Source organism: Microcystis sp. LE19-131.1A (assembly GCF_027532015.1).
GTDB lineage: Bacteria > Cyanobacteriota > Cyanobacteriia > Cyanobacteriales > Microcystaceae > Microcystis > Microcystis ichthyoblabe_A.
The window spans coordinates 12640-29674 of record NZ_JAPZSS010000215.1; the positions used below are offsets into that span (position 1 = coordinate 12640).

The window sequence follows — 17035 nt, forward strand, 5'->3', positions numbered from 1 at the left end:
ATTCTCTTACCTGTTAATCTTAAGATAGTTTTTACACTTTGACGATCCCCAAAAAAAATTTTTCTAGGTTTCGTCCTAAGATGACCACAATCTCCGTTGCGCTGGTCCTTTAAGTAGTTCGTGTGTATCAAATAACAGACTGGGAATTGGCAATGTTTCCGGGCAGCGAGGTAAACAATCACCACATTCAGTACAATTATTGGCCTTGCGTCCGGGGAACCAATGACCGGCATTTTCCAGCATTCGATAGCGATACTGGCCAAAATCGGTCATTTCGTAAGCTACTGCCAGATTCCGCAGTCTCAACACTTCAGGGATGTTAATATTTTCGGGACAGGGTAAACATTGATAACATTGGCTACATAAATCTGTAGCCAATTTATCGGTTAAATGTGCCTCTAAACGCTTAAAAACGGCAATTTCTGCCGCATCTAGGGGCTGATCTCGTTCGCATACGTTAATAATTGCCTCTAATTCTTCCGGGATCGCTGCCCCGACGCTGAGGGTAGTAATGCGCGGATCGCTCAATAAAAAGCGATAATTTAGCTCTAGGGGTGAAAAAGGGGCGCATAATTCCTCTAGCTTCTTAGGAGGTCTGTGGAGACCACCTCCCTTATCAGCAGGGGAAATAATAAACACACCCATGTCCTTTGCTCTGGCTAAAGCGATCGCTGGTTGCTGTCTTTGCCAAAAAAAATAGTAATGGATATTGACAAAAGCGAAGAAATCTGTATTGATCGTCTCCAGAATAATTTCTAGGGGTGCATGGGTAGAAAAGCCAATATGACCGATTTTTCCAGCCTCTTGGGCCAGAAAAACGGCTTTCATGCAGCCTTGCGGGTCTTTAATCCAGTTTAAATGCTCGCGGGTGTTAATACCGTGAATTGCTAGACAATCGAGGTGATTTAATTGTAATCGTTCTAGGGATTCGGCGATCGCTTTTTCCATAGTTTGGCGATCGGGAGTGGGGACCAATTTCGTGGTCAGATAAACCCGCTCCCGCACCCCTTGACGCTGCAGGTAGCGACCGAGAAAAACTTCGCTATTACCGTAACCTCTGGCCGTTTCTAGGTGATTAATCCCCAATTCTAGGGCGCGATCGAGTGTTGCGGCAAATACCGACTCTGAGGACAAACAGCGCATTGTCCCCAGAGAAAACAGCGAAAATTGCCAATTAGTACGGCCAAATCGTCGATAACGCATTGATTCAGTTACCAGTTACCAGTTACCAGTTACCAGTTACCAGTTATCAGTTATCAGTTATCAGTTATCAGTTACCAGTTAAGTAGGGCTTGCTGAATAAATCTAAAAACCTTGTTGGATAAGAATTTTAGACTTTTTTCCCATCAAAAAGTGCCAGACATTGGGGTGATCGGGGGGAAGTTTAGGCACTTTTTCCCTGAAAATTAGGTAATTGACCCCCTGAAAATCGCTAAAACCCTACACCCTACACCCTACACCCCACACCCTGCCCCCACGAAAAACTTTTTGCCGCAAACCCTAAGTAGGTAACCTCAGTTCGGGATAAGCTAAAACCCTGATGCTACCGTAGCCTGAAACTCCTATTCTTTCGTGGAAGCTATGGCAAAATTCCCTTATCCCGAACTGACGTTAAGATACAGTCTTATGGGCGAGTGAGTGGAACGAACCACTCCAGACACAAAGGACACAGAGATCGATCACTACTATATAAGTTAAACTTATCACACAAAGAATAAGACAGCCACTGATAGAGCTTACAGTATAGTGATTAATATAAGCATTTTGCAAAGAATTATCGAGATAAAGAATGGATATTCGATCGACTGACACCTCGCTCCTTACTTGGACAGGAGATACTTTAGCCCTAGGTTTACCAGAAGGAGCCATAGAGATTGCAGGAGAATTGGCAGAATTGAACGATAAACTGGGGGGAATCCTAGAGGATCTCATCTCCGAGACGGAATTCGAGGGAAAATTAGGCAGCAGTGCGGCGACTCGTCTAGGTGGTGGGGGTCCGATTCGCAAATTAATCCTGGTGGGATTGGGAAAAACTGCCGATTTCGACCTGCAAACCCTGCGTCTAGCGGCCGCCGCCATCGCTCGTCTGGCCAAACAACAAAAAAGCCAAGCTCTGGCCATCAGTTTACCGGTAGTTGGGGATCAGTCCGCCACCGCCGGAGCAATCACGGAAGGGCTGCTGCTGGCCAATCATCAGGATACCCGCTTCAAGTCCACTAAGGAGGAAAAAGGAGCCAAATTAGCAACCGTCGAGTTATTGGGTTTAGGAGAGCAAGCATCTGCGATCGCCAAGGCCGAGCAAATCTGTTCCGGGGTGATTCTGGCCAGAGAATTAGTCAATGCTCCCGCTAACACCGTTACCCCCCTAACCATGGCAGAAACCGCCGAGCAAATTGCCACCGAATACGGATTAAGTCTTAATATTCTGGAACAGGAAGAATGCGAAAGCTTGGGTATGGGAGCCTTCCTAGGAGTAGCCAAAGCCTCGGATATTCCCCCGAAATTCCTTCATTTAATCTATAAACCCCAAGGAACCCCGAAACGTAAACTAGCAATCGTCGGTAAAAGTCTAACCTTTGATTCCGGCGGTTTGAATATTAAAGGGGCCGGCAGCGGCATCGAAACCATGAAAACGGATATGGGGGGTGGTGCCGCCACCCTAGGCGCGGCCAAGGCGATCGCCCAATTACGGCCAGAAGTGGAAGTACACTTTATCTGTCCGGCTACGGAAAATATGATTAGTGGTCGCGCTATGCACCCCGGGGACATTTTAACCGCTTCTAACGGCAAAACTATTGAAGTCAATAACACCGATGCCGAGGGACGATTAACCCTGGCCGATGGCTTGGTTTTTGCGGAAAAATTAGAGGTGGATGCGATCGTGGATCTAGCCACTTTAACTGGGGCCTGTGTCGTCGCTTTGGGGGACGATATCGCCGGTTTATGGAGTAGCGATGAGAGTCTCGCTGCTCAACTCCAAGAGGCCGCTAAATTAGCCGGCGAAAAATTCTGGCCAATGCCTCTAGAAGAAAAATATTTCGAGGGTCTGAAGTCTCCAATTGCCGATATGAAAAACACCGGCCCGCGCCCCGGCGGTTCCATTACAGCCGCTTTGTTTTTGAAGCAATTCATTAATAATACTCCCTGGCTCCACCTAGATATCGCAGGACCGGTCTGGTCCGACAAAGAAAATGGCGTTAATAATTCCGGGGCCACCGGTTTTCCCGTCCGCACTCTAGTTAATTGGGTAATGGCCAATAATTAAGTTATCGGTGATCGGTAAGCGGTATTAGGTGAGGAGTATTTTCACTGTTTACTGTTTACCGATCCCTGAAAAATCTGCCCCACCCCTCACCCCTATCTCAAGGTCGCGAGAGGACTCCCGTTAAACTGCGTAGCGGTTAACGGGAGATGAATCGCGACCAGAATGAAACTAACGCAGTAGCCTTTCCACTTTTGGGGAGTTTTGGTTCTCGACGTATTTTTTTAGTTGTTCGACAGTAACGTCGCCACAACTAGCCACGAAATAAGCTCCCGCCCAAAAATAGGGTTTGTTGTCGAAATACTTTGCCGCCAAATCCGGAAATTCTTGTCTAATTAAGCGACTACTAACTGTTTTAAGGTTAGCGATTAGTTTGGTCCATGATTGTAATTAGTTGATATACTAGGCAGTAAGTGTTACAATTTAACTATACATCACATCACGAAACTAACGACAGTGATAACGCTTACCTACCAGTACAAACTAAAGGTAAACAAGAAACAGGAACGAGAGATTGTCCACATTCTTGATGTTTGTAAGAGCGTTTATAATTACGCGCTCTCGGAACGGAAAGATTGGTTAAACTCTCGAAAGTGTCTTGCGGATCGCTGTTCGCTAGTTTCTGAGTACATAATTCCTGCGGATCAACCCTATCCAAATTACTTCGTTCAAGCTAAAAATCTAACGGAAGCTAAAAAAGTTTACCCGATATTAAAGACGGTTAACGCTCAAGTCTTACAGCAAGTTTTAAAAACTGTAGATAAAGCGTTTGACCATATAAAATCGAAAGGCTTCGGCTTTCCTAGATTCAAAAAAAAGATGCGGAGTTTTGTTTTTCCTGCGCTGTCAAAAAACTTCTTAGGTGACGAATACTTAAATTTTCCACAATTGGGAAAAATTCGGATTAGGAAATCTAGGGAGTACCCGTCTGGGTTCGAGCCTAAACAAGCTCAAATTATCCAAAAAGCGTCGGGATTTTACGTTTTGGTTTCTTTCCAATCTACGGAATTAGTTCCCGATATGACAGTAGGGAAGACCTGTTTAGGAATTGACGCGGGAATTGAGAGTTTTGTCGCTACTTCACGGGGAGATTTAATCAAAGCCCCTCGATTTTTGTTGAAAGTACAGAGTAAGCTTAAATTGCTACAAAGACGCTTGAAACATCAAGTCAAAGGCTCGAACAATTGGTTAAAACTCCAAGATAAGATAGCGAGATTACACGAAAAAGTGTCTAATACTCGTAGAGATTGGCATTTTAAGTTAGCTCATTACCTTTGCGATCTCGCTGATAATATCTTTGTTGAAGATATTAACTTCGTTTCCTGGTCTAGAGGGATCGTTAGAAAACAATCTCTGGATTCAGGTATCGGTAGTTTTATTAACGAGATATTACCGTTTGTCGCTTGGAAACGGGGAAAATATTATCTTAAGGTTGATAAAAACGGAACCTCGCAAGAGTGTCCGAATTGTGGCGCAATTACTGGTAAAAAAGCGTTATCGGAAAGAGTTCACTGGTGTGATTCTTGCGGCCACATTGAACCGAGAGATACGGCATCAGCGAAGGTAATTGAGAACCGAGGAAAAAACGCGGTCGGACTGACCGTGTTAGAAAACGCTCGCGGAGGCGATTTGACGGGGATCGACTGGGTTAAACTCGGTCGATCTAGTTAAAAGCCTAAGAACCGAGAATCCCCCGCTACACCGCGCGAGCGGTTAGCGGGGGAGAGTCAATCCCCGATAACTGATAACTGCTAGACTAATTGGGTGATGCTTGCAAGATTAATAAAACCAGTGTCGAGATTAGAATGCAGGGACTTTTAAGAAAACTTTGGCGTGCGATCGAAAACTTTTTTACCCGACTTTTGGGGGGACAAGGGGGAAAGGGGAAAGTACAAGCGATCGAATCTGTTCCCCTAACCGATACAGACTACGAGTTTCTCTATATGGAGTTACTCGATGGGGTGGCCCACGGTTGGCACGAAGGCAGAATTCTGAGATTTTTTGAGAAATTGGGCGATCGAGGTCGGCAAAAAGATTGGGTAGAATGGTTAGAGCTCTTTGGCACCCGTCTGCAATCCTCCGCTTCCCTTAACCAAATTCTCGCCACCAGAATGATCCGTTTGGGAGAATTAGCTCGCGCTTTCCCCGGGATTGAACGTATTGGTGAAGCTTCCTACGAGATCGGTTATCAACTCTACAGCAAAGAAACTGCCACTTTAATCTGGGAATACGCCGGGGAAGATGAGGCCCCGGGCAGTTATTCCCTGCCGCAACCCCCAGAAAATCTCTTATATTCCGGTGAAACTAGCGATTTTAACGGTAATGACCCAGAAAATCCCCAATTAGAAACCCTCACCCTCGATGAATTATTTGACCGTCTGCAAAACGATTCTACCCTAGCGGGCCAAATGGCCGAACAATTGGGCATCGAAAATAAGGACGCAGAAAGCATTATTGATAGTCTCATCGCTCAATTTTCCGCCCAGGAAGGTAAAAACCCTGAAACTGCCGAAGATTGGTTTCATCAGGGCTTAGAACAGGCAAATTTAGGCAATTGGTCAAATGCGATCGCTGATTGGGAACAGGCCTTAAAGATCGACCCCCAATTAGCCTCGGCCTGGCATAATCGTGGTAGTGCCTTAGCCATGATTGGTAACTACGAAGAAGCGTTAAATAGTTATGATCGCGCCCTAGAAATCACCCCCAACGATCACCAAATCATTAACGCTAGAGGCAGCGCCCTATACGGACTGCAACGTTGGCAAGAAGCTTTAGAATGTTGGCAACAGGTGCTAGGAGCGGACGATAATTTTTATCAAGCTTGGTACAATCGCGGCAGTACCCTAGAAAATTTGGGCGAAACCCAAGCAGCGATCGCCTGTTATCAAAAAGCTTTAGGGATTGCGCCGGATTTTGAGCTTGCCCAAACCCGTCTAGAGGCTTTACTAGAGCAAAAACTGCCCGAAGACGACGGTAATCCCCCTGCCTGATTTAATCTGAACTTGAGCAGTCAACAGCCTACAATGAGGAGAGGATAGAGAATAATTTTAATGAATCAGGCCCAGCAATGAGTATAAAAAGCAAACCTCCTTCACAATCCCGCCTGATCGGTAATGTTTTATTAGCCGTGGGCGGCTTATTTCTGATTGTTAACCTCCTTTTTCCGCAATTATTTGGCCCTAGCGTCCCCAAAGTTCCCTATAGTCTTTTTATCGACCAAGTGGAAGATGGCAACGTCGCTAGGGTATCCGTAGGACAGAATGAGATTCGTTATCAGCTTAAAAACGACCAAGAGGGCAACTACGGACGAATTTTCAGCACTACACCGATTTTTGACCTAGAATTGCCCAAACGTCTGGAAGCCAAGGGCGTAGAGTTCGCCGCCGCACCACCGCCAAAAAATGGCTGGATTGGTAGTGTCCTTAGTTGGGTGATTCCTCCCCTGATTTTTGTTGGTATTTGGCAATTTTTCCTCGCTCGCAGCGGTGGCGGTGGTCCGGCCGGGGCCCTCTCGATTACCAAAAGTCGCGCTAAAGTCTATGTGGAAGGAGACACCACCAAAACCACTTTTGAAGATGTGGCCGGTGTGGAAGAAGCGAAAACCGAATTAGCCGAAATCGTCGAATTTCTCAAATATCCCCAACGTTACATTCAAATCGGGGCGCGGATTCCCAAGGGTGTCCTCCTAGTTGGTCCGCCGGGGACAGGAAAAACCCTGCTGGCAAAAGCAGTAGCGGGAGAAGCGGGAGTTTCTTTTTTTAGTATCTCGGGTTCGGAATTCGTGGAACTCTTTGTCGGTGCGGGTGCGGCCCGAGTGCGAGATCTGTTTGAACAGGCCAAGAAAAAAGCCCCCTGTATTATTTTTATCGATGAATTAGACGCGATCGGTAAATCTCGCGCTAACGGTAATTTTATGGGGGGTAACGATGAACGGGAACAGACTTTAAACCAATTATTGACGGAAATGGACGGTTTTAACGCTGGTGATGCGACGGTGATCGTGCTGGCCGCCACTAACCGCCCCGAAACTCTTGATACCGCCCTTTTACGCCCCGGCCGTTTTGATCGTCAAGTGTTAGTTGATCGCCCCGATCTGGCTGGACGCTTAAAAATCCTCGAAATCTACGCAGGTAAGGTAAAATTAGGATCGGGTGTGGATTTAAAACAGATTGCTACCCGTACCCCCGGTTTTGCCGGTGCTGACTTAGCTAATCTAGTCAATGAGGCCGCTTTATTGGCAGCCCGCAATCAACGCAGCACCGTCGCCCAAGAGGACTTTAATGAGGCAATCGAGCGGGTAGTGGCGGGTTTAGAGAAGAAAAGCCGGGTTCTCTCGGAAAAAGAGAAGAAAATCGTCGCTTATCACGAAGTTGGTCACGCTCTCGTCGGTGCAGTTATGCCGGGGGGTGGTAAAGTTGCTAAGATTTCGATCGTGCCTCGCGGCATGGCAGCCCTCGGTTATACCCTGCAAATGCCCACGGAAGACCGTTTCCTTATGGATGATACGGAATTACGCGACCAAATTGCTACTCTTTTAGGCGGTCGGGCCGCCGAGGAAATTATCTTTGGTAGTATTACTACTGGGGCTGCTAATGACCTGCAGCGGGCGACGGACTTGGCCGAACGCATGGTGACGACCTATGGTATGAGTAAGACTCTCGGTCCTCTAGCCTACGAAAAAGGTCAACAGAATAGCTTTCTGGGAGATGGTATGATGAATCCCCGGCGCTTGGTGAGCGATGACACGGCCAAAGCGATCGACAATGAAGTGAAAGAGATTGTCGAAAATGGTCATCAGCAGGCCCTGGATATCCTGGCTCAAAATCGCGATTTGCTCGAAGAAATTGCCCAAGAAATCCTCAGTAAAGAGGTGATTGAAGGGGAACAATTGCAAGCACTGCTCGAGCGCGTTAAACCCCTCGATCGAGAACCTGTTACTGTTTAGATTGATTTGATTTTTGCCTTACCCCATCTTGAACAAAGATGGGTTTTTTGCCATTATACTAAATCTGATTATTAAAAACTGATTATTCATTCCTCCTTTTGCCCTTTGCCTCTCCGCAGTCCCAGAACCCCAAAAGTTCCAATTAATCTTAACCCCTATTAGAGATTAATACTTTGTAGGGTTGATTCATGAATCAACCCTACAGCGTTCCAATTAATCTTAACCCCTATTAGAGATTGAAACTTGCAGGCAAAAATCAGCGATACTGATATTGAGATCACGATGGTGAATCCAGAAGAGCTAAAGGAGACAGAAAATGGCTAACGAAACCGTCACTTATTCCCTAGAAGCAGTTCTGACAAGGATTGAGGGGAAAATCGACTCTCTGGAAAAACGGATCGATGAGAGATTTGATCAGGTAGATGAGAGATTTGATAAGATAGAAGAACGGTTGACGAAAGTGGAAATAGGACAAGTCGAACTCAAAGGGGAGATTAAAGCCTTGGATGAGCGACTAACCACAGAAATTAAAGGGTTAACTGCAAGAGTTGCCTATCAGGAATTTACCAATCGGGGGATTCTCATCGCTCTGGTTGTAGCCATTTTAGGAGGGGCTGCTAAACTTTTTGGTTTTTTCCCCAATCCCTAACAGCGATCGCCCTAAAATGCTGTAGAATTAACTTGACAAATATTAAAACGCAGCCAAAGACTCTCTGGGAAATGCAGTTAAATAATTGGATGGCGACCTAAAAATATGAGTGAATTAACTATTCGTCCAGCTAAAATTAGTGGTGTCATCCCAGATTCGATCGCCGCCGAGGTAGGTTTTGAAATCGGGGATTCGCTCGTCTCTATTAATGGTAATCGTCCCCGGGACTTAATCGATTATCAATTTTTATGTGCCGATGAATTTTTAACCCTAGAAGTGCTTGATAGTCAGGGCAAAACTCACCAAGTAAAAATCGAAAAAGATTATCATGAAGACTTAGGTTTAGAGTTTGAAACTGCCCTTTTTGATGGCTTAATTCAGTGTAATAACAAATGTCCTTTTTGCTTTATCGATCAACAACCAGAGGGCAAAAGAGAAACTTTATACTATAAAGATGATGACTATCGCTTAAGTTTTCTCTATGGCAGTTATTTAACCTTAACTAATCTCACCTCAAAAGAATGGCAGCGGATCGAAAAGATGCGGATATCACCGCTTTTTGTGTCCGTTCATGCCACGGAACCCGATCTGAGAATTCGTCTCTTAAAAAATCACCGCGCTGGTCAAATTTTAGACCATTTAAAGTGGCTACAAGCGAGACAATTACAAATTCATGCACAAGTGGTAGTTTGTCCCAATATTAATGATGGAATTCATCTCGAAAGAACTCTGTTAGATCTGGTTTCTTTTCATCGGGGAGATATTCCCTGTGTGGAGTCGATTGCCGTAGTTCCCGTGGGATTAACCCGCTTTCGTCCCCAAGAAGATGAATTAATTCCCGTTAGTCAAGAAAAAGCGCGAGAAGTTATTGAACAAGTCCAAACTTTACAGAAAAAATTTCGTCAAGAATTTGGCAGTAATGTGCTGTGGTTAGCCGATGAATGGTTTTTAATTGCCCGAGTCGATTTACCCCCTCAATCTCACTACGAAGACTATCCCCAAATCGGTAACGGAGTTGGCTCTATTCGTCAATTTATTAGGGATTTTCAGAAGACAGCCAAGAAGTTATTGCCTGCTCAAATTACTCCCTCTAGACGGTTGGTATGGGTAGTGGGAAATGCGGTAGAACAAGCTTTTCAACCCCTAGTTAAACAGTTAAATAAGGTGCAGGGTTTAACCGTGGAATTAGTGGCTTTAAATAGTGATTATTGGGGGCAGGAAATCACGGTTACGGGTTTATTAACCGGGCAAGATATTCTCAAAGGATTACAAGGTAAAAATCTTGGGGATGGGGTTTTATTACCTTCTCTCATGCTTAAGCATGGGGAAGCGGTATTTTTAGATGATATCACCCTAGAAACTGTTATTAATCAGTTAAGAGTCCCTATTTATCCAGTCCTGGGAGTGGAGGAATTAATTAAAACTTGTCTTACTCTCAATCCTTTCTCTGACTTTCCCTCACATATAGGTGAGCAGTAAAAGTTATTAAAAGAGGGCGAATGCAATTCGCCCCTACAATAATATTATTGCGCCAATGGTAGGGGCGCATCGCGTGCGCCCAAATATAATATAGATATTTCGACCAAATTGATTTGAGTTTTTAGTGAGCGTTATTAAGTAGAAAATTGCCGTTTTCTTGGCACTGATAACTGTTTATGGTAATCGGATTGGGTGCATCTCCTATCTGTGACTTTTTCTCACATATTGGTGAGCAGTAAAAGTGATTAAAAGAGGGCGAATGCAATTCGCCCCTACAATAATATTATTGCGCCAATGGTAGGGGCGCATCGCGTGCGCCCAAAATGTAATATAGATATTTCGACCAAATTGATTTGAGTTTTTAGTGAGCGTTATTAAGTAGAAAATTGCCGTTTTCTTGGCACTGATAACTGATAACTGATAACTGATAACTGATAACTGATAACTGATAACTGATAACTGTCTTAGCCGATTTCCACATTACCAGTCCCTTGAAACATCAGCCAAGAGAGGAAAAAATTAGCCACAAAAATCGCCAATAAAGAAGTTACCACAGCCGTGGTAGTGGATTGACCAACTCCTTTAGCACCGCCGGTGGTGGTTAAACCCCAACTGCAACCGATAATGGCAATTAAAATCCCAAAAATTAGGGACTTTAACATAGAACTAATTAAATCCCATGTTTGTAGAAAATTTTGGGCTGATTGTAAGAATAGGGAATAGGAAACACCGTAAAGACTATCAGAAATCAATAAACCACCCAGTAATCCCGTGACTAAAGAGATAATAGTGAGCAGGGGTAACATTAAACTACAGGCAATCACCCGGGGAATGACCAAATAATCGATCGGATCGGTTTTTAAAATATATAAAGCGTCAATTTGTTCTGTTACTCGCATTGTACCAATTTCGGCGGCAAAAGCCGAGCCAACTCTCCCCGCCACCACCACCGCAGTTAAAACCGGGGCTAATTCTCTTGTTAAAGCCAAGGAAAGGACTCCCCCAACAAAACTACCCGCCCCAAAAAAAATAAATTCTCTGGCTACCTGAATAGTGAAAACCATACCCACAAAAGCAGCAGTAATTAGGGCAATTGTCAAGGATTCTGGTCCAACAATGCTCATTTGTTCCAGAGTATTACGCCGGTGGATTTTGCCATTAAGAATATGTAAAAAAGTTTGTCCCGCTAACAAACCGGCAGCCCCCAAACGCTGAAACCATAAACTTAAACCACTGGCAGCATCAATTTTTCTTGGCATTTGTCGAGGGACTATCGCTAAAATCTAACTTATTATAGGCGAGAATTCCCTCTGATACTAAATCCGTTGAGTAACGCACAGAAAACGGGTTTCTCCGAGAAACCCGTTTTCTACTCATGTATGATTATCCCTCGATTGTGGGGACTTGCTTTGATGCCACTCGATCGAGGGATAAGAAACTATGGTTTTGTGCTGCCAGCAGGGGATAATAGAATTTCCAGTAGCCGTCAGCTATCAACCCTGATTCTTTATCCATGCCAGATTTACCGAAAATTATCCTGAGAAACCATAAAATTGATGCTGTTAAACGATTCCATCCTTGGATATTTTCCGGGGCGATTAAAGAGATGGAGGGGGAAGTCAAAGAGGGTGCTATCGTGGAGGTTTATAGCGATCGAGGCGAATATCTAGCCACTGGACTGTATAATCCCAGCAATATTGCCGTTAAAATTCTTTCTTTCCCAAAAGTCAGCGATATTGCTCAATTATTTCTCGAAAAATTCCAGAATGCCTATCAGCTGCGGCAACAAATCGGTTTAGTGGATAACCCGAAAACTAACTGTTATCGCTTAATTAACGCTGAAGGAGACGGTTTACCCAGTTTAATCGTCGATTGGTACAATGGCACGGCGGTTATTCAAGCTTATTCCCTAGCTTTATACCAACGTCTCGATCTGATTGTCGATTGTCTGAAAACTATCTACGCTGACAATTTACGGGCAGTTTACGATAAAAGTGCCGCAGTTTTAGCGAAAAGCGCCCATATTTCCGAAAATAAATACTTATTTGGTCAAAAAACCAGCGATGAGGTGTTAGAATCTGGCCATCGCTTTATTATTGATTGGGAAAAAGGACAAAAAACGGGATTTTTCCTCGATCAAAGGGAAAATAGAGCCTTATTATCTCAATATTCCCAGAATAAACGGGTTTTAAATACTTTTTGCTACTCTGGCGGCTTTTCCGTCTATGCTATGCAAGCGGGGGCTGCCCTAGTCGATTCCGTTGATAGTTCCCACGGTGCGATCGATCTTACCGAAAAAAATATCGCCCTGAATAATCTCAGTCAAGTTCCCCATCAATCCTACAGCGCCGATGTTTTTAACTTCCTGCGCGACTGTCAGGAGGATTACGATCTGATTGTCCTCGATCCCCCCGCTTTTGCCAAAAGTATCCAATCCCGTCATCAGGCGGTTATGGCTTATAAAAGATTAAATTACCAAGCTTTCCAGAAAATTCGCCCCCAAGGTATTATTTTCACCTTTTCCTGTTCCCAAGTGGTTAACGAAGAACATTTTCAGGGGGCTGTCATGGCTGCCGCTATTGAATCGGCTCGCCCAGTGCGAATTTTAGCACGTTTAAGCCAACCGGCCGACCATCCCACCAGTATCTATCACTCGGAAGGTTCCTACCTGAAAGGATTGGTTTTAGCGGTGGATTGATGGAAAATTAAACGATTACCATCTGGATCATAGATGTAGATTTCCGGACCGTGGGAAGCTTGGCTAATTTCTCCCCTAGCACCATAGCCGATTTCGCTCCAATGCTCGATCGCTTTTTCGAGACTCTCCACCTCGAAACAAATGCTCATGCCACTGCCCCTAGAATCACTAAATTCGTCTCTGTGGGACTCTTTAGGGCAAAAAAGACCTAATTTAAGGTTAATCAGCCTAAATTCCGCATAAACGTCGGCAAGGTAGGGGTTTGGTTCCTGTTGCAACAGTTGACGATAAAACTGCACCGAGCAATCGAAATTACTCGTGCCTAGGGCAATAAAAGCCTCTGTGTAATTGAATGGACTATCGGGGGGGTTATTCATCGGGGTTGGCAAGCTTTTTCAGTGATCGGTAAACAGTAAACTGATAACTGAATAACTGATAACTGTTTACTGATTCAAGATTGATGCTGCTACCGTTGTGGTTGACAATCTTTTGGCTAAAGTTCCACCAATGAAAGTATCTTCGGGTGGACATTGCTACTATTTATTGAATTTTAACATTTAATTTATAGGTGGCATTGCCGCGAGTTCCTCCTACAATTATTTCATAATTTCCAGTAGCAGGTAATTTTAGACTAGATTGGGTAGCTTCTGTTGTCAATATTTCCCCATTCGGTGCAATCACATCAAATACGGCATTATTTTCTAATGATGTAATTTTCAGATCCATTCTCTGTCCTTGATTTGCTCTTAAGAGATAAATATTTCGACTCCCTCGCACAACCGATTGATTGACGGTGGCGCTATTAGTCCCTGGTGCAAACCGGATTTGAGACAATAAACAAGGTTGTTTTTGATAAACGACTCGTCCCGTATTCAAAGAATCTGCGGTTAATGTCCAGATTGCTTGAGTTTTTTGGGTGTCTAACTCAATTTTTGTCGTGATATTTAAGTTTAACTGATTCCCCTTTTTTGTTCCTTGTAAGGTTTGAGTATAGGAACTATAATAAGCTGCTTGTTCATTATGAATTGTAGCTTCTACCCGACCCGTGACTTGATTTCCCTGAATATAAATCCTCGCGGTAGCATCCAGATTATCATTAGCGACTGAAAAACAATAACCTTGAATCGAAGAAGTGCTAGACGCTTGAGCAACTTGTCGGGGGGAATGAATTGCCATCCCTGGTGTAACATTGACTAAACTTGCAAAAATGACTAGACATCCTAATAATTTCATCATCATCGGAACCATTCCAAGTTTTCACTAATACTAAACTAATTATCGCCCTAGCCACCATATTTAGGAGAAGTTCATTTATGAACTATTTTACCCGATTTTAAAGAATTTTGGTCTGTTTTTTTCCTCCGTTGATTAAGATTCGTCGATCTTACTATTATAGACCCTAACCCTAGAAAAATTAGAGCGGCTGTTACCGAAGGTTCAAAAACAGTTACCGGTGAATTTTGGATTAGATGTAATGTGCTTTCTCTTTGGATGTTATAATCAGCTAAAGTTCGCCCCTCTTCTAAAACCCGCCAATTCAAAAATGGATTTTAGGTTCGATCCCCCCTTAGTCCCCCCTTGATAAGGGGGGCATCTGATAATTTTTAACGCCTACCTACTTAATATTTCGCTAATCTCATCCAATTGGAAAGGCAAGATTTGAGAAAAAAAGTAGAAGTTAAGGAACGCGGAGCATTCGGTCTTCGATTTCTTGCCAAACGGTAGGGGAAATATTAACAGCCACTTTTTGGCAACTTAGCATTAATTCATTAACGTATAGATAATTTTGAAATATAATCCAGTCAGGTGTTCTCCAAGAAGAGAACCCAATCGGACTTTGCTTATAAAAATCTAGAATTATTTTTTCATAAAATGCTGAGATTTGATCAAATTCTAATTGTCCTAGTATTTTTTTTGTAATTGAACTAATCAATGCAAAAATATGTGTTGCTGTTTTTTCACTTTGCATTTGTTCACTGGTTAACAAATGTCCATAATGATATTGATACAAAACATCAATACCAACATATTTTTGTCTTAATTTATCTAATTGCTCAAGGAAAGGTTCGTCAAATTGTGGAGTATTATCTATGTAATTATTATACATATCTGAATGTATTCGATTATAGCACTTGGTAAAATTAATCCCTTTATTTAATCTGTCAAAAAGAATGATCGAGCGTTTTGCAGAGGGTTTAACCGATTCTTTTAATTCACCAGTTGCTTGCTCTACCCAAACAAGAAATTTAGATAATTCGGCATTCTTCGCATATTCTTGAGCTTCTTTCTCCATTGCTAATAACAATTTATCGGCTTTCCCTCGCATCAAACCCGCCACTAACAAAAACACCTCTTGCCAACGAGTTTCTGTTATATGATTCTTAACTGTTTCTTCAATCAAATCATTATCATAGATATACTGAGCCGTCAGGTATTCCTGAAGGGTTCAATGAGAAAAAGAATAGACATCTCTCGCCCGCTCTACTAAAATTCCCTGTTCAATTTCAATGGTTTTTAATACTTTTTCTCCGTCCAGATGTTGCGGAGCATTTAAGTTTTGTTTAAGGTGATCTTTAATTTGCTTAACAATTTCTCGTTTTTCTAAAAAAAGTTTATCTGCTACAAAATTCTGATAAGCAATTTCAGATAGCAAAATTTCTTCTTGCTCAATACTGAGATTTTCATAAACTAAACCGCGATTAGGTAAACGTTTTTCGGCTGACCATTTTTCCAATAAAATTCGTAACGCATCTTGATAAAGGCGACTGCGATTTGTGGGAAAAGATTGATTTTCATCATAAACCAAACACAAAAAAGTCAACAATAACGGTGTATGAGCTAACTCTTTTGCACTTTTATACTCCTCCTTTTGCAACAGTTCCCAACAATTTTTAGCCGTCTCATTTTTCCGATCTAATTCCGAACTAAACCAATGTTCAATAAAACTTTGAATTTGCTGATCATCAAATTCGACAATTTCAATATCGGTAAATCGTCGAAGATGAGTTCTAGCAGCAGTGCGACAGGAGAGAATAAAACGATTTTTATAATGCCTATCTACAAAATCTTTAATTTTCTCGATTACATTATTCACATTAGCTGTTGGCACTTCATCTAAACCATCTAATAAAATTAGTAATTCCCCTTTTTCTAGTTTATTGCTAATATTTTTTTCCACATTGGGAAAACCACAGATTTTAAACTCCTCTTCAATTAATGCCTGAATATTAATCTCGTTTTCTTTAAAGTTTTTCAACTCCAGTAAAACAGGTGTTAGAGGATGCTGATAACTGTCTTTATTTCCCTTGAGAGCTTCTAAACCAACTTTTCGCAAAAATGTAGATTTACCAATACCAGGATCACCAAGTACCATTAAATATTGTTCTTGATTAGCCAAAAGTAAACCATCTTTTTTACCATCATCCCTAAAGTTAAACCGTCGCTGCTTACTCTCACGATATTTATTTTCTAAATTTTCATCATAATAATCCCTGACTAAATTTCCTAAACATTTGACATTAATATAAATTGACTCCAAATCCATCGGCTTAGACATTTTTAAAACCTTAATCATGCCGTGCCGATCCCAGTAACGTTGAGTATATTCCCGTAAAAAAAGATACTTTCCCTCTTTGAAAAGCTGTCCGACATCTTTATTCAATAACTCATTTTTATTAATACCCTCCCACCCCGATTTAATCATTTGGCCAATAAAATTATTAGTCAATGCCGTTACAATGGTTGTTTCAATTCCTGTCATAACTTAACCCCTGTAAACCCTCTGAAGCTTAGTATAAGCCAGAAAGCGGGTTTCCCAACAACTCAGAAAGCGGGTTTCTCATCATCAACCCAGAAACCCGCTGGCTCTTTTGGATTTGGTGGGTAAAATGTATTCTGAGATACAGTCCTGCTGGCGAGGGAGTGGAGGGAACCACTCCAGACACAGAGGACACAAAGATCGATCCTATGTAAGTTAAACTTATCACACAGAACCTAGAAGAG

At 42.7% G+C, this 17035-nt stretch carries 13 protein-coding genes and 2 pseudogenes; 7 read left to right on the forward strand and 8 right to left on the reverse strand.

What is annotated here, in order from left to right:
• Positions 1-75 precede the first annotated feature (75 nt).
• Positions 76-1203 (reverse strand): aldo/keto reductase, encoded by a 1128-nt coding sequence (locus O9323_RS15770; protein ID WP_149107479.1) that lies wholly within the window; start codon positions 1201-1203, stop codon positions 76-78.
• 586 nt (positions 1204-1789) lie between these two features.
• On the opposite strand from O9323_RS15770, the gene O9323_RS15775 reads away from it, so the two are divergent.
• Complete coding sequence (locus tag O9323_RS15775; RefSeq protein WP_002751572.1) at positions 1790-3265, forward strand: leucyl aminopeptidase; 1476 nt, start codon at positions 1790-1792, stop codon at positions 3263-3265.
• A gap of 168 nt (positions 3266-3433) precedes the next feature.
• On the opposite strand, the pseudogene O9323_RS15780 reads toward O9323_RS15775, so the two are convergent.
• Positions 3434-3640: pseudogene (locus O9323_RS15780) on the reverse strand (IS200/IS605 family transposase); the annotation flags it as partial.
• Between the two features lie 78 nt (positions 3641-3718).
• On the opposite strand from O9323_RS15780, the gene O9323_RS15785 reads away from it, so the two are divergent.
• The 5 genes from O9323_RS15785 to O9323_RS15805 all read left to right on the forward strand — a co-directional run bounded on the left by O9323_RS15785 (position 3719) and on the right by O9323_RS15805 (position 10335).
• Positions 3719-4933, forward strand: a complete 1215-nt coding sequence (locus O9323_RS15785; RefSeq protein WP_002751573.1) for an RNA-guided endonuclease InsQ/TnpB family protein — start codon at positions 3719-3721, stop codon at positions 4931-4933.
• A 134-nt stretch (positions 4934-5067) separates the two neighbouring features.
• Entirely contained in the window at positions 5068-6252 is a 1185-nt protein-coding gene (locus tag O9323_RS15790) for a tetratricopeptide repeat protein (RefSeq protein WP_002751574.1), read from the forward strand.
• 77 nt (positions 6253-6329) lie between these two features.
• Positions 6330-8207 carry an ATP-dependent zinc metalloprotease FtsH4 gene (ftsH4, locus tag O9323_RS15795; protein WP_193977306.1) on the forward strand — a complete coding sequence of 626 codons (1878 nt, stop codon included), beginning with the start codon at positions 6330-6332 and terminating at the stop codon, positions 8205-8207.
• Between the two features lie 316 nt (positions 8208-8523).
• Positions 8524-8856, forward strand: a complete 333-nt coding sequence (locus tag O9323_RS15800) for a DUF4164 family protein (RefSeq protein WP_002751577.1) — start codon at positions 8524-8526, stop codon at positions 8854-8856.
• Positions 8857-8961: 105 nt separating this feature from the next.
• Entirely contained in the window at positions 8962-10335 is a 1374-nt protein-coding gene (locus tag O9323_RS15805) for a TIGR03279 family radical SAM protein (protein ID WP_002751578.1), read from the forward strand.
• 464 nt (positions 10336-10799) lie between these two features.
• Here the strand turns inward: O9323_RS15805 and O9323_RS15810 are convergent, their stop codons facing one another.
• Genes O9323_RS15810 through O9323_RS15820 form a run of 3 tightly spaced genes read right to left on the reverse strand, consistent with a single transcriptional unit; the run spans position 10800 to position 11850 of the window.
• On the reverse strand, positions 10800-11594 hold the full coding sequence (locus O9323_RS15810; RefSeq protein WP_002751580.1) for an MlaE family lipid ABC transporter permease subunit: 795 nt from the start codon (positions 11592-11594) through the stop codon (positions 10800-10802).
• Positions 11578-11712, reverse strand: coding sequence for a hypothetical protein (locus O9323_RS15815; RefSeq protein WP_256377755.1), 135 nt, complete (start codon positions 11710-11712; stop codon positions 11578-11580). Before O9323_RS15815 ends, O9323_RS15810 begins: the two co-directional genes overlap by 17 nt.
• A 6-nt stretch (positions 11713-11718) precedes the next feature.
• Positions 11719-11850, reverse strand: coding sequence for a hypothetical protein (locus O9323_RS15820; protein WP_002737283.1), 132 nt, complete (start codon positions 11848-11850; stop codon positions 11719-11721).
• Between O9323_RS15820 and O9323_RS15825 the strand changes: the two genes are divergently transcribed.
• The gene (locus O9323_RS15825) at positions 11849-13033 is read left to right on the forward strand and encodes a class I SAM-dependent rRNA methyltransferase (RefSeq protein WP_016515736.1); all 1185 of its coding nucleotides are present in this window, start codon (positions 11849-11851) and stop codon (positions 13031-13033) included. The two genes, O9323_RS15820 and O9323_RS15825, sit on opposite strands and share 2 nt — an antisense overlap.
• Here O9323_RS15825 and O9323_RS15830 read toward each other — a convergent pair.
• The 3 genes and pseudogenes from O9323_RS15830 to O9323_RS15840 all read right to left on the reverse strand — a co-directional run bounded on the left by O9323_RS15830 (position 13000) and on the right by O9323_RS15840 (position 16793).
• Positions 13000-13410, reverse strand: coding sequence for a VOC family protein (locus O9323_RS15830; RefSeq protein WP_288125401.1), 411 nt, complete (start codon positions 13408-13410; stop codon positions 13000-13002). The genes O9323_RS15825 and O9323_RS15830 overlap by 34 nt on opposite strands.
• Positions 13411-13573: 163 nt before the next feature.
• The gene (locus tag O9323_RS15835) at positions 13574-14281 is read right to left on the reverse strand and encodes a hypothetical protein (protein WP_288125402.1); all 708 of its coding nucleotides are present in this window, start codon (positions 14279-14281) and stop codon (positions 13574-13576) included.
• A gap of 430 nt (positions 14282-14711) precedes the next feature.
• A pseudogene (locus O9323_RS15840) lies at positions 14712-16793 on the reverse strand (NACHT domain-containing protein).
• Positions 16794-17035 lie beyond the last annotated feature (242 nt).